At 66.8% G+C, this 13,257-nt stretch carries 10 protein-coding genes and 1 tRNA gene; 6 read left to right on the top strand and 5 right to left on the bottom strand.

What is annotated here, in order from left to right; genetic code table 11:
* Positions 1-6: 6 nt before the first annotated feature.
* Complete coding sequence (locus tag WME79_RS44800) at positions 7-1,179, bottom strand: Fic family protein (RefSeq protein ID WP_437528260.1); 1,173 nt, start codon at positions 1,177-1,179, stop codon at positions 7-9.
* A 286-nt stretch (positions 1,180-1,465) separates the two neighbouring features.
* Here WME79_RS44800 and WME79_RS44795 point away from each other — a divergent pair, with 286 nt between their 5' ends.
* The 4 genes from WME79_RS44795 to WME79_RS44780 all read left to right on the top strand — a co-directional run bounded on the left by WME79_RS44795 (position 1,466) and on the right by WME79_RS44780 (position 8,524).
* Positions 1,466-3,010, top strand: a complete 1,545-nt coding sequence (locus tag WME79_RS44795; RefSeq protein ID WP_437528258.1) for a type I restriction-modification system subunit M — start codon at positions 1,466-1,468, stop codon at positions 3,008-3,010.
* Positions 3,010-4,275 (top strand): restriction endonuclease subunit S, encoded by a 1,266-nt coding sequence (locus WME79_RS44790; protein WP_437528256.1) that lies wholly within the window; start codon positions 3,010-3,012, stop codon positions 4,273-4,275. Before WME79_RS44795 ends, WME79_RS44790 begins: the two co-directional genes overlap by 1 nt.
* A gap of 289 nt (positions 4,276-4,564) precedes the next feature.
* The gene (locus WME79_RS44785; RefSeq protein ID WP_437528254.1) at positions 4,565-7,780 is read left to right on the top strand and encodes a type I restriction endonuclease subunit R; all 3,216 of its coding nucleotides are present in this window, start codon (positions 4,565-4,567) and stop codon (positions 7,778-7,780) included.
* A gap of 150 nt (positions 7,781-7,930) precedes the next feature.
* Positions 7,931-8,524: a hypothetical protein gene (locus tag WME79_RS44780; protein WP_437528252.1), complete on the top strand. Its 594-nt coding sequence runs from the start codon at positions 7,931-7,933 to the stop codon at positions 8,522-8,524.
* A gap of 223 nt (positions 8,525-8,747) precedes the next feature.
* Here the strand turns inward: WME79_RS44780 and WME79_RS44775 are convergent.
* From WME79_RS44775 to rpe, 3 genes are all read right to left on the bottom strand, one after another.
* A tRNA-Ser gene (locus WME79_RS44775) sits at positions 8,748-8,834 on the bottom strand.
* A gap of 172 nt (positions 8,835-9,006) precedes the next feature.
* Positions 9,007-10,329 (bottom strand): hypothetical protein, encoded by a 1,323-nt coding sequence (locus WME79_RS44770; RefSeq protein WP_437528250.1) that lies wholly within the window; start codon positions 10,327-10,329, stop codon positions 9,007-9,009.
* 254 nt (positions 10,330-10,583) lie between these two features.
* Positions 10,584-11,297, bottom strand: coding sequence for a ribulose-phosphate 3-epimerase (rpe, locus tag WME79_RS44765; RefSeq protein ID WP_437528248.1), 714 nt, complete (start codon positions 11,295-11,297; stop codon positions 10,584-10,586).
* Positions 11,298-11,472: 175 nt separating this feature from the next.
* On the opposite strand from rpe, the gene WME79_RS44760 reads away from it, so the two are divergent.
* Together WME79_RS44760 and WME79_RS44755 are read left to right on the top strand one after the other, a co-directional pair.
* Entirely contained in the window at positions 11,473-11,907 is a 435-nt protein-coding gene (locus WME79_RS44760; RefSeq protein WP_012240797.1) for a GNAT family N-acetyltransferase, read from the top strand.
* A 173-nt stretch (positions 11,908-12,080) separates the two neighbouring features.
* On the top strand, positions 12,081-12,584 hold the full coding sequence (locus WME79_RS44755) for a cyclic nucleotide-binding domain-containing protein (RefSeq protein ID WP_437528246.1): 504 nt from the start codon (positions 12,081-12,083) through the stop codon (positions 12,582-12,584).
* Between the two features lie 65 nt (positions 12,585-12,649).
* Here the strand turns inward: WME79_RS44755 and WME79_RS44750 are convergent, their stop codons facing one another.
* Positions 12,650-13,126, bottom strand: coding sequence for a hypothetical protein (locus WME79_RS44750; RefSeq protein WP_437528244.1), 477 nt, complete (start codon positions 13,124-13,126; stop codon positions 12,650-12,652).
* Positions 13,127-13,257: the final 131 nt, after the last annotated feature.

Raw genomic sequence — 13,257 nt, 5'->3', positions numbered from 1 at the left:
TCCGTCCTACAGCTCGTCGCTACCAGCCGACGGCTTCGAGCCGGGTGCAGGCGCGGCGCTGTCGAAGAGCGCGAGGTACGGTGCGAAGGAGAAGCGGCGGTTGCGCTTGTAGCCGGTCATCTCGTGCAGGATCCCGAGCTCCTCCAGCCGTGCGACATGGTTGTTCGCGGTGACGTACGAGACGCCGAGTTTCGCTTCCAGCGTGGCCGGCGTCAGCACGGGTTGCGCGAACAGGACGTCGAGCACACGCAGCAAAGTCGCTGCGGCTTTCCCTTCGCGCTGCAGGAGATCCTGGTAGCGCGTGCGCAGGTCGAGGATCTTCCGGGCCGTTTCCTGGGCCTGAGCTGCCACGTCGCGCACGCCTCGCAGGAAGAAGGCGAGCCATGCCTCCCACGCGCCCTTCGCGCGAACATCCTGCAGGCGGTCGTAATACTCGGTGCGGTTCTGCTTTAGGAAGTGGCTAAGGTAGAGCAGTGGCCGCGAGAGGATGCCGCGCTGACAAAGCAAGAAGGTGATCAACAGGCGCCCGACCCTGCCGTTGCCGTCGAGGAAGGGGTGGATCGTCTCGAACTGCGCGTGCGCAAGCCCCGCGTGGATCAAGGGCGGCAGCGTCTCGTCGTAGAGGAACCGCTCGAGGTCACCCATCAGCGGGAGCAGGAGGTGGGGCGGCGGGGGAACGAAGGCCGCCGTGCTCAGGGTGCAGCCCGCGGGGCCGATCCAATTCTGGCTCCGGCGAAACTCTCCAGGCTCGAGGCGCTCGCCCCGGACCCCCTGCATCAGGCGGGCGTGGATTTCCCGGATCAGGCGGAGGGAGAGCGGCAGGGCCGTCTGCTCGAGTCCGTAGTTCATCGCGGCGACGTAGTTCACGACCTCCTGGACGTCCCGCAGCTTGCTGTCCTCCCCCTCGCCGGCCTCGAACTGGAGGACGTCCGTGAGCGACGCCTGCGTCCCCTCGATCTGAGAGCTGAGGACAGCCTCTTGGCGGACGTACATCGCGACGAAGAGGTCCGGGTTCGGCAAGATCTGGGTGATCCCATCGAGACGGCCGAGCGCGAGGTCCGCTGCCGAGAGCAACCGAGCGAGCTCGGTGCCAAGCTGGACTGGCGGCGCGGGCGGCAGGGGGGCCGGTTCGAAGGCGCTGTAGCCGGTGGGTTGCTGGACGAAGCGGCCTGCGCGCATGATTCACCTTCCTTGACCATGGGACGGTCCGTCCTCCCATGATAAAGCGTGTGGCGGTCTTCCTTTAACATGGACCCCTCCGGCCTGGCCATGGTCAAGCAAAACGAACCGTGGCTCCCGTCTCCTCCGGGAACAGCATCCTGGGCGCTCATCCCTAGGGAGTCCTGGCGAACCCGTCCATCACGGCCCGCCGTGGTGCGCACACCCGGGCTCGGCCGGCGGAGGCGGCTCGGCCGCGGTTCAAGGCGAGACAGACCGCCCCGTCCCCGGGTAGAAGCACATCCCGATGCCCCTCCCCGCCGACTTCGAGAAGCGCCTCTGGGCCGCCGCCGACCAGCTCTGGACCAACTCTGCGCTCCAGCCGTCCGAGTACGCGACGCCGGTCCTCGCGCTGATCTTCCTGAAGTACGCAGACCACCGCTTCGCCGAGGTCGAGAAGAGGCTCGCCTCGTCCCGCCGCCGCCGCGCCGTCGGCAAGGACGACTACCACGCCGAGGGCGTCCTGTTCGTCCCGGAGGCGGCCCGCTTCGGTCGCCTTCTCCAGCTCCCCGAGGGAGCCGACATCGGCAAGGCGATCAACGAGGCGATGAAGGCGATCGAGGCCGAGAACGAGGACCTCAAGGAGGTCCTGCCGAAGACCTACGGCCGCTTCGACGCGCAGATGCTGAAGGAGCTGCTCAAGATCTTCGGCACCATCCCGGAGAACGTCGAGGGCGACGTCTTCGGGCGCATCTACGAGTACTTCCTCGGCAACTTCGCGCCGCGCACCCTGCAGAAAGGCGGCGAGTACTTCACGCCCTACTCGGTCGTGCGCCTCATCGTCGAGATCGTCGAGCCGTATCACGGCCGCGTGTACGACCCGTGCTGCGGCTCCGGCGGCATGTTCGTGCAGAGCGCGAACTTTATCGCGGAGCACCAGAAGAAGGCCGCGGAGGAGATCTCGGTGTACGGCGTCGAGAAGCTCGCCCAGACGCTGCGGCTCGCGAAGATGAACCTGGCCGTGCACGGCCTTTCCGGCGACATCCGCGAGGCGAACACCTACTATGAAGACATCCATGAGCAGGTCGGCCGGTTCGACTTCGTGATGGCGAATCCGCCGTTCAACCAGAACGCGGTCGACAAGGAGCGGACCAAGGACGACAAGAAGCGCTTTCCGTTCGGGATGCCCTCGATCGACAGCGCGAACTACCTCTGGATCCAGCTCTTCTACAGCGCGCTCAACGCCACGGGCCGCGCGGGCTTCGTCATGGCGAACAGCGCGAGCGACGCGCGCGGCAGCGAGCTCGAGCTCCGGAAGAAGCTGATTGGGACGGGCGCCGTCGACGTGCTGATCACGCTGAGCCCGAATTTCTTCTACACCGTCACGCTGCCGGTGACGCTCTGGTTCCTCGACAAGGGCAAGGCGAAAGGGCCCCGCAAGGACAAGGTGCTCTTCATCGACGCGCGGCATATCTATCGGCAGGTGGATCGCGCCCACCGCGACTTCATGCCCGAGCAGATCGAGTTCCTCGCGAACATCGTGCGGCTCTACCGCGGCGAGAAGCCGGAGAATACGCACGGAAGCGCGAATCTCCACAAGGAGAGCTTTCCGAAGGGGAAGTATGTCGACGTGCCCGGCCTCTGCAAGGTAGCGATGCTCGGCGAGATCGAGGCGCAGGGCTTCAGTTTGAACCCGGGGCGCTACGTCGGTGTGGCCGATCGCGTGATGGAGGACTTCGACTTCAAGGAGCGGCTTGAGAAGCTGAACGAGGACCTCGAGCGGCTAAATGGCGAGGCGCGGGAATTCGAGGCGAAGATTGCCGAGAACGTCGCGGCGCTCCTGGAGGCGTGATGCTCGGCGGGTACAGACTCGGCAATGGGTGTTCTATCGCCCACGGCTATGCCTTCAGCGGCATGACGGAGTTGCATGATCAGTCCCTCCCGATCGTCGTGAACATCGGCAATTTCAAGTACAACGGCGGGTTCCGGTTCGAGAGTACTAAGATCCAGCAGTATGCGGACGACTACCCCGATCGCTTCCGGCTTGCTCCGGGCGATGTCCTCCTGGTGATGACGTGCCAGACTGCGGGTGGTGAAATTCTCGGGATATCTGGGCGCATTCCCGATGATGGCCGGACATATCTGCACAATCAGCGACTCGGAAAAGTCGTAATTCACCGGCCCGATGACCTCAACCTCGGCTATCTCTACTACCTTTTCCTATCTCCAGCGTTTAATGCTCATCTCGTTGCGACGGCGAGTGGCGCAAAGATCCTCCACACTGCCCCATCTCGAATCGAGAGCTTCACCTGGAACCGGCCGCCGCTGCCCGTTCAGCGCCGTATCGCAGATATCCTCTCCGCATACGACGACCTTATCGAGAACAACACGAAGCGCATCAAGATCCTCGAGGAGATGGCCCGCTCGCTGTACCGCGAGTGGTTCGTGAACTTCCGGTTCCCCGGGCACGAGAAGGTGCAGCTGGTCGAATCGCCAATCGGGAAGGTGCCGAAGGGATGGACGATCCGTCGGATTGACGAGTACGGACCCGTTATCACAGGCAAGACGCCCTCGAAAGCAGACCCTTCAAACTTCGGCTCCGACATTGCCTTCATCAAGCTCCCCGACATGCATGGCAACGTCTTCTGCATCAAGACCTCGGAAATGCTGTCCGCGAAGGGTGCCATGACCCAGTCGAACAAGATGCTTCCATCCAATGCTATATGTGTAAGTTGCATCGGAACGGCTGGTATCGTATGTATCACGAGCGAGCCTTCTCACACCAATCAGCAGATCAATTCAATCGTTCCAGCAGAGCCGTCCGCGCGTGAATACATCTTCTTCATCGTGCAGGGACTCGGCGATGGTCTGCGTGCTCTGGGTGCGAACGGCGCGACCATGGTAAACGTGAACAAGGAGAAGTTCGCGTCAATCAAGACCTTGTGGCCGGAACCGTCTGTCGTGCACCAGTTTCACCAGAAGGCGGGGCCATGCTTTGAGCAGATATTGAAGCTGCAACAAGTGAACGCTCGCCTGGTGCAGACGCGCGACATCCTGCTCCCCCGCCTCATCTCCGGCGACATCGACGTGAGCCGTCTCCCGGCGCCACGAGCCTGATCACCAACACGGCACTGCCCCCCGACCGAGCCATACGCGCGAGGTAGCCCCTGCGGCTATCGGTAGACGCCTGCGTCCGTGCTGCTCGTGCTGAAGGACCAAGGCGTCGAGACCAAGGAGGTCGAGGGACGCGATCCGGTGATGGCAGACGCAGTCCTGCTCATGCGCCGCTTCACACCTACCTCCACCCGACGGCACCGGCAGTGCCCGACAGTGCCGGGCGGACTTCCCCAAGGGCTCCCTACGCGTATTACGTCCAACCAGTCCGGATCGTGGCACAATCGACAGGGTGAGCGCGAACACCCGGGAGAGCCACATCGAGCAGGCAGCTGCCGGCCTCTTCCGGGCGATGGGGTGGTCCACCGCGTACGCCATGGAGGAAGTGCTCGGCGAGCGCGGCACCCTCGGGCGGGAGCACCAAGGGGAGGTGGTGCTCCGCCCCCGCCTTCGGGCCGCGCTCGAGAAGCTCAACCCCGAGGCGCCGCCGGAGGCCCTCGCGCAGGCGATCGACGAGCTCACCCGAGACCGGTCCGCGATGAGCCTGGTGCAGGCCAACCGCGAGATCTACGAGCTGCTCAAGAAGGGCATCGTGGTGCGCGCCGGCGCCGCCGACGAGGAGGGGGAGGGCGACCTGCGGGTGCGTGTGATCGACTGGGAGGAGCCCGGGAAGAACGACTTCCTGGCGGTCCAGCAATTCTGGGTGCAAGGGGAGATGCACCGGCGCCGCGCCGATCTGGTCGGGTTCGTCAACGGGATGCCGCTGGTCTTCCTGGAGCTGAAGAGCCTCGAGCACCATGTGGAGGAGGCTTTCCAGAAGAACTTCCGCGATTACCTCGATACAGTCCCCCACCTGTTCTGGTTCAACGCGGTGGTGCTGCTCTCGACGGGGATCGTCAACCGGGTGGGGACCATCACCGGGAGCTGGGACCATTTCAAGGAGTGGAAGCGGATCGAGCGCGAGGACGAGCCCCGGCGGGTGAGCCTGGAGGTGCTGCTCCGCGGAATCTGCGGCAAGCGGCGGCTGCTCGACCTCGTGGAGAACTTCACCCTGTTCTCCGAACAGCGGTCAGGCGTCGCAAAGATCTTCGCGCAGAACCACCAGTACCTCGGCGTGACAGGCGCGATCGAGGCGGTGCGACGCCGCGACCGGGACAGCCGTCTTGGAGTCGTATGGCATACCCAGGGGTCGGGCAAATCGTTCTCGATGGTCTTCTTCTCGCAGAAGATCCTGCGGAAGTTACCCGGGAACTGGACCTTCGTGGTCGTCACCGACAGGGAGGACCTCGACGCGCAGATCTACAAGGCGTTCGCAGGATGCGAGGCGGTCTCGCCGCCGGGACGCTCGAAGAAGGGGGAGGGGGCGCAGGGCGCGCAGGCCAAGAGCGCGGAGCACCTGAAGCAGCTCCTCCAGGAAGACCACCGCTACGTCTTCACGCTGATCCATAAGTTCCGCACCGACGTCAAGGGGGCGAAGTACCCGAAGCTCTCGAACCGGAGCGACATCATCGTGATCGCCGACGAGGCGCACCGGACACAATATGACACGTTCGCGATGAACCTGCGCAGCGCCCTTCCCAATGCGGCCTTCATCGGCTTCACCGGGACGCCGCTCATGGCAGGAGAGGAGAAGACGCGCGAGGTCTTCGGCGACTATGTCAGCGTCTACAACTTCCGGCAGGCGATCGAGGACAACGCCACCGTCCCTCTCTACTACGAGGCCCGGGTCTCGGAGCTCGCACTGAGCAACGAGGATCTGGCCGATGATCTGGCCGATCTACTCGACGAGGCGGACCTCAACGAAGAGCAGCAGAAGAAGGTCGAGCGCGAATTCAAGAAGCAGTACCAGTGGCTCACCGGCGAGGAGCGGCTCACAACCCTTGGCAGCGACGTGGTGACCCACCTGCTCGCGATGCCGCGCGGGACGAAGGCGATGGTGGTCAGCATTGACAAGCTGACTGCCGTGCGGATGTACGACAAGGTGAAGGCCACCTGGGCGGCGCGGCTCGCAGAGGCCAAGGCGCGGCTCGCGAACACGCCCTACGACGACGTCGCTGCGAGGGCAGCGCTTGAGGAGAAGATCGCGTACCTCGGCGAGACGGACATGGCCGTGGTGGTGTCGCAGTCGCAAAACGAGGTAGACACCTTCCGGAAGAAGGGGCTCGACATCGCACCGCACCGGCGGCGGATGCTGAAGGAGGATCTGGACACGCGCTTCAAGGATGGCGAGGACAAGCTCCGGATCGTGTTCGTCTGCGCGATGTGGATGACGGGCTTCGATGTGCCGAGCTGCGGTGTGATCTACCTCGACAAGCCGATGAAGGACCACACGCTGATGCAGACGATCGCCCGAGCCAACCGCGTGTACAAGGGGAAGCAAAGCGGGATCATCGTCGACTACGTGGGTGTGTTCCGCAACCTGAAGAAGGCGCTCAAGATTTACGGCGCAGACTCGGGCGGTGGGGTGCATGCGGGGGATATGCCGGTGCAGCCCAAGGAGGTGCTGGTCAAGGAGCTCGGTACCGCCATCGAGGAGGCGAGGCGGCTCTGCACGGCGCGCGGCGTAGACCTGGAGGAGGTGAAGGGTCTCAAGGGGACGCTCCGACGGCTAGGCTGGTTGCAGGACGGCGTGGACCGGCTGGTGCATCCGGCGGAGGAGAAGCGGGCTTTTTTGGAGCTTGCGAGCCGCGTGGACCGCCTCTACCGCGCGATCGGCCTGAGCAGGCGAAAGGAGGCGTTTGCCGCCGAATGGGCCGCGCTCACCGACCTCGCCAGGGGGCTGCACGGGATGGAGGAGCCGGTGGATGTCTCGCACGTGATGCAGCGCGTGGAGCGGCTGCTCGACGCGTCGATCACCACACGCGGACCCACGATGCTTGACGTTCGCGAGAAGACGCTTCCCATCGGCGAGCGGTTTCACCTCGGCGCGATCGACTTCGACGCGCTCGCCCAATACTTCGCGAGGGCAAAGCGCAAGGCCACCGTGGCGGCAGCAGCGAGTGTGGCCGCGCGCGTGCAGACGGAGACACTGGTGCGCCTGAACCCGACGCGGAAGTACTTGGGGGAGCAGCTCGAGCGGCTGATCGCGGACTACAACGCTGGGGCGCGAAACGTCGAGCAATTCTTCGAGGACCTGCTCACTTTCATGAAGAAGTTGGAAGCCGAGGATGCACGCGCCGAGCACGAGGGGCTGAGCCGGGAGGAGTTCGCCCTCTTCGATCTACTGGCCGCCGGAGCGGTGAAGCTCAACGTGAACGAGAGAGATGTGGTGAAAACGATCGCGCGTGAGCTTCCGAAGAAGCTCGCGCCGAAGCTCGTGATCGACTGGCGGAAGAGGCAGCGCGCACGGGCGGCCGTGAAGGTGACGATCGAGCGTGAGCTGGAGGCGCTGCCCGAGGAGACGTACAGCACGGATATGTACGAGATGCTTGTCGGCGCCGTCTACGAGCACGTCTACGAGTCGTACTGGGGGGAGGGGAAAAGCAAGTATAGCGACGCGGCGACATGACGGATCCGCCGTTGCCTAGAGTTCGGCTCGACCCACGCCCCGGCCCGATCGCGAGGGTGAGGCAGACTCGCGGCGTCTTTTATATACAATCCATCATCATGGATATTACAAGGGTTACTTTCCAACGGCGTCCTGCTGCATCATGAAGGCATGATGGACTTCTGTGGGTATTACACCTCGCATGCGTTCGAACCCTGGAAAGAGCCGCTGCACATCTGGTTCTCGCTTCTCGATAAATACGCCAGCATCTACAAGAACGAGGATGCCGCGTACTGGTACAACGAGCGTGCCACGCTGAGCAGTTTTGTCGGCGCGCTGTGGCGTTCCGACGCTGTTGCGCTGGAAGAGTACCGTTGCAGCCGTCGCTTCGGCGGGCAGCCTGTACCGGGGCGCACCGACCTCTGGTTCCAGCTCGGCCCGAGCGAGTACGTCGTCGAAGCAAAGCAGTGCTGGCCGTGCCGAGCGAGCAGACTGCCGGAGTACGCCAAAGGGCCGTTCGACAGCGCGACGTCGCAGCTCCATGCCGAGGTGGACGGGGGCGCCAGCCGCGTCGCGCTCCTCTTCGTCGTGCCCAGCCTCGCCGGTCAGCCTGATGCCTCGTTCGCGGACGAATGGATCCAGGTCGCCAGCAAGATCAGCGCGGATGTCCGTGCGTGGTACTTCCCCACAACCATGCGAACGTTGAAGAGCCGCCGCACTCTGCGATTCTACCCCGGGATACTGCTCCTTGCTCGCAGCACGTAGCGCGTCCGTCGCGTCATCGGCCCCAGGTCCGTCCGTCGAGTACCCGCCCCTTCCGCGACTTCCTCGACCCCGCCCAGCTTGGGCTCCGATCGAGAGCGACATGCTCGTGGTCGCGATCCCGTGCCGAGGACCATGCCGAGATCGGTGTCCCGATCAGGGCCCACGAGGGCCCTCTTGTCCTGGGCCCACACCGGACAAAACCTCGGAATTACTCGATAATCAGCGGAGGAGAAGGGATTCGAACCCCTGGTTGAGTTGCCCCAACGGCGGTTTTCAAAACCGCTGCCTTCGACCGCTCGGCCACTCCTCCAAACATCCAGAACGACTCGCTTTTCTGCCTCTTCTACCGCCCCCTGTCAACGCCGCCCTGAGACCCGCCCCCCACCCCGCCGTGCTCTGGGCAGCGCCTGACCTCTCCAGCCCCGGTCCCGGCGCTTCCGCCCCCACCGGCGTCTCCCACTGCCCCCACCGCCCTTCGCCCCCTACTTCTCCCTCCCCGCCGCTGCCGCCGCCCCCACCGCCACCGCCCCGGCGCCCTGCCCCCCCGCCCCGCCCTTCATCACCTCTGCCAGCCACTTCCCCGCGCCCGCGCACGTCCCCGCCGCGCTGACCTCCCCTCCCCCGCGCCTCGCGTACGGCCCTGCCACGATCGCCACGTCGCTCCCTCGCGCCGTCCACGCGATCGGCCCGAGCGACGGCCGCCGCCGGCACACCTTCCCGAAGCGCCGCTCGATCACCTTCCCCGCCTCTGCCGCGTCGGCCGCGCTGTCGAACCGCAGCCGCCACGCGAGCGCGAACTCTTTCCGCGACGGGTCCTCCGGGTCGTCCCGCCGCACCACGGCGAACCGATCCCCGCCCCACCCCGCCGCCGCGCCGATGGCCGCATCGCGGTGGGCATACGCCGCGAACGCGATGCGCAGCGCCTGCTCGCCCATCACGTCATCGAAGACGACGCGGAACCCCGGGCCGAGCGCCGCAGCCGTCGGGACCGCCACCGCGACGGCGGGCTCCCGCGCGGCGAGCTTCTCGGGATGGAGCAGCTGCTCGGTGGTCTCCGGCAGCGCGCGCCAGACCGCATCCACCGAAGCCCAGCCGCCCTCGCGGCGCAGCGCCTGCACGAACGCGAAGCCGTCCGTGTACGGGGCGCCCAGCGACTCCTGCAGCACGATCGGCGTGTCGCCCACCGACGACAGCGCCGTCGACATCGCCACGAGCCTGCGGAGCATCGCCTCGTCGACCTGAAACGCCGAGCCGACAAGCACATCGAACATCGCGCTCATCGCCTCTCCCTCGACGAGCGCGTGCGTGGCCGCCAGGCGATCGCTGTCGCCGAGCTTGAAGTCGAGCAGCCTCCCCAGCGAGAAGCTCTGGTCCTGGAGCGCGTGGACGAGCTCGTGCGCCAGCGTCTCCTCGGCCTCGGCCTCGCTGAGATCGTCGACGAGGTACATCGTCGCGTCCTCCGGCTCGTAGAAGCCCGCGATGCGGCCCTCGAGCAGGCGGTACATCCCGGCGGTGAAGTCGTAGTCGGCAGGGATGAGCTCGAGCGCCGCGAGCACCTCGCGCTGGTGATCGAGCACGCCCTCGGGGATCTCTCGCTCCACGTGCGCGCGGACCCGCTCCAGGATCTGCCCGCGGGCGAGCACGCGGCTCCGCACATCGCGGCGCACCGGCAGGCCCCGCGCCTTCGCCACGCGAGCGAGCACGCGCGCGATCTCGCCGTCGGTCAGGCGAGCCGCGTCCTCGTCAACCTCGCCCGCATCCACCGGGCCTGCGCCCCCAGCCGGCCGAGGCGCGGCTGACGCCACGGGGAGCGCCACTGCCGATGCCTGCGCTCGCGGCGGCGCTGCCGGCGCTGCCGCAGGCGCGCACCCCGCAAGCACAGCCGCCCCGACCAACCCGACCAGCCCAACCCCCCCAACCGGCGCCGCCGCAAGCCCCGCCACCGCCGCGAGCGCCGCGCTGCGCCAGCGGCCGCTCTTCGACGTAGCGCACGTCGCGCCCCTTCCACCCATCGCGCAGCGCGCCTGGCCCACCGCGGCAGCGTCCTCGACGCGCCGGGTCACGACGGCTCCCTGGCGGGCGTGCGGAGCGCGCGGATCGCCTCGGCATAACGCGCGACGCGCACGTCGAACGGCAGATCCTCGCCCGGCGCCACCGCGCCGAACACCGCAGAGCCCGCGACGAGCGCCCGCGCCCCGGCGGCGATGACCTGCCCGGCGGTCGACGGGGCAACCCCGCCATCGACCTCGAGCGCGATATCCAGGCCTGCCTGGTCGATCGTCTGGCGCAGGCTCCGCAGCTTGGTGAGCGCCCCCGGGATGAACCGCTGGCCGCCGAACCCGGGGTTGACGCTCATCACCAGCACCAGATCAAGATCCGCCATCACGTGCCGGATCGACTCCTCCGGCGTATGGGGGTTCAGCACGACGCCCGGCTTCGCGCCTGCATCCCTGATCTGCTGGAGCGTCCGGTGCAGGTGAGGCGACGCCTCGACGTGGACCGAGATGCGATCGGCGCCGGCGGCCGCGAACTCCGCGACGTAGCGCTCGGGCTCGACGATCATCAGGTGGACATCGAGGGGAAGACGCGTCGCGGCGCGAACCGCGCGAACGACGAGCGGCCCGATCGTGATGTTTGGCACAAACCGGCCATCCATCACGTCAACGTGGATCCAGTCGGCGCCGGCGGCCTCAGCGGCCCGTACTTCCTCCGCGAGACGACCGAAGTCAGCCGACAGGATCGACGGAGCGACGATGATTTTCTCGTGACGCACAGGGTAGCGCTAGCAGGCGTGACGCGCGGCGGCTAGCCGAGCATCCACGAGCGCGCTTACGGGGAGGCCGGCGCGGCTGCTAGGCTGCGCAGGGTCTTCGCGATGCGTTCGTGTCGTGCGCGCGGATGCTGCAGATCGAAGGCAGGGGATCCGAACCGTTCGAGTGAGGTGATGCATGGAGACACGGCCGCTGACGAAGCCCGACTACGACCGGATCGTGGGCGAGATCGATCGGTGGTGGGCAGGCCCAACCAGCGCGCTCGCGCACCCGATCTTCTTCTACGAGCTCGGCAGGCTCGCGCGCGTCGTCGAGGATCGCGGGCTGCTCGTCGGTTTCCTGCTCGGGTTCAGGTGCCCCGACGCGGCGGTCGGGTACGTGCACCTCGTCGGCATTCACCCGGACTATCGTCGCCGCGGCGTCGGCAGGATGCTCTACGCGGCGTTCGAGGAGGACTGCCGCCGCGAGGGCTGCCGGCAGCTCAAGGCGATCACGACGCTGGGCAACGAGGGCTCGGTGCGCTTCCACGCCGCGGTCGGCTGGTCGGCGGCCGAGGTCGAGGACTACGCTGGGCCTGGGCGTCCGCGGATCGTGTTCACCAAGGACCTCTAGGTGCAGATCGCGCGGAGCACGCTCGTGTTGCGGCGTACGCTCTCGACGGGGTACATCTGCTCGGGACCGCGAGGTGGAGCGATGCGAGAAGGCGAGCATGTTCGCGACGTGGTGGTAGGCGTTGTCGGGTCAGCCGACAGGACGGTCGCCGCGGGCGCCCTCGGTGCATCCAGGTGAGCCATAACCCTGCGCTGATCACGCAGCTGCGCGAGATCGGGCTGTTCGGAGGCCTGGGCGATCACGTCCTCCAGGGCCTCGCCGACACCCTGGAGCTGCTCGATCTGGAGCCGGGGTCTGTCGCCTTTCGCGAGGGCGACAGCGGCCGCGAGATGTTCGTGCTGCTCTCGGGGGAGATGGAAGTGCTCAAGCGGTCGAAGCGCGACGTCGAGGCGCGGGTCGCGGTCCTCGGGCCGAACGACTGGTTCGGCGAGATGTCGATCCTCGACGTGATGCCTCGCTCGGCGACCGTCCGGGCGATCGCCCCGTCGCGCTTGCTGCGCGTCACCGCGCACGATCTCGACACCCTCTACCGGCGCGATCTCAAGTCGTACACGCTGCTGGTGCTGAACATCGCGCGCGAGATGTCGCGCCGCCTTCGCGTGGCGGACAGCCTGCTCGCCGAGCTGGTAGCGAACATGCTCGACGAGTACGCGCGGCCACGGCGACCCGGGATCTGAGCCGGCGCCGCCGCGTCAGGCGGCGCCGAGCGCTCTGCCCGCGGGCGCCGGGCCCATCGGTCGCCTCATCCGCCGTCTGGACCGATCGCTCCACCGCCGCCGGCGTCGCCGCCCGCGCCGCCGGCTTCGCCACCCGCGCCGCCAGCACCACCGCTGCCGGCTTCGCCACCGGCGCCGCCTTCGCCGCCCACACCACCGTCGTCGGCTTTGCCACCCGCGCCGCCCGCACCACCGCTGCCAGCTGGGCTGCTCTGCTCGCCCCCCGTGCTGGTTGAGCCGGTGCTGCTACTGGCCCCAGTGCTGTTACCGGCCCCAGTCGAACCGGAGCCGCTCGAACCGGCCGCGTCTGGCGCCAGGTCACCGCCGCCCGCGCCGTCCGCTTCTCCGGGATCGCCGGCGGCGACGCCCCCTCCTGCGCCGGTCGCGCCGAGGTCTTCGCAATCACCGCACCCGATGCCCCCCTCAGCGGGAGGCTCCGGTTGTGGATTGAAGACGCAGCCCGCGAAGACGACCCCGAACACAAGGACGACAAGCTGGCGCATAAGCTCCCTCCTCATAGCACCCTGCGCATCTTCCTGCCCGCTTGTGCGGCGCTCTCGTCCGCGGGAATGCTGCGTCGAGCGCGATCCGTCGGCTGCTTCTCGGTCGCTCTTACCGCCGGGTCGACGCCGCC

Origin of the sequence: Sorangium sp. So ce726, from assembly GCF_051521405.1 — a bacterium.
Lineage (GTDB): Bacteria > Myxococcota_A > Polyangia > Polyangiales > Polyangiaceae > Sorangium.
The sequence above is the reverse complement of the archived record's forward strand: the minus strand, read 5'-3'. Positions and strand labels throughout refer to the sequence as shown.

Coding starts and splice junctions, on each gene's coding strand:
- WME79_RS44800 (WP_437528260.1), bottom strand. CDS start 1,179: ATGCGCGCAGGCCGCTTCGTCCAGCAACCCACCGGCTACAGCGCCTTC.
- WME79_RS44795 (WP_437528258.1), top strand. CDS start 1,466: ATGCCCCTCCCCGCCGACTTCGAGAAGCGCCTCTGGGCCGCCGCCGAC.
- WME79_RS44790 (WP_437528256.1), top strand. CDS start 3,010: ATGCTCGGCGGGTACAGACTCGGCAATGGGTGTTCTATCGCCCACGGC.
- WME79_RS44780 (WP_437528252.1), top strand. CDS start 7,931: ATGATGGACTTCTGTGGGTATTACACCTCGCATGCGTTCGAACCCTGG.
- WME79_RS44760 (WP_012240797.1), top strand. CDS start 11,473: ATGGAGACACGGCCGCTGACGAAGCCCGACTACGACCGGATCGTGGGC.
- WME79_RS44750 (WP_437528244.1), bottom strand. CDS start 13,126: ATGCGCCAGCTTGTCGTCCTTGTGTTCGGGGTCGTCTTCGCGGGCTGC.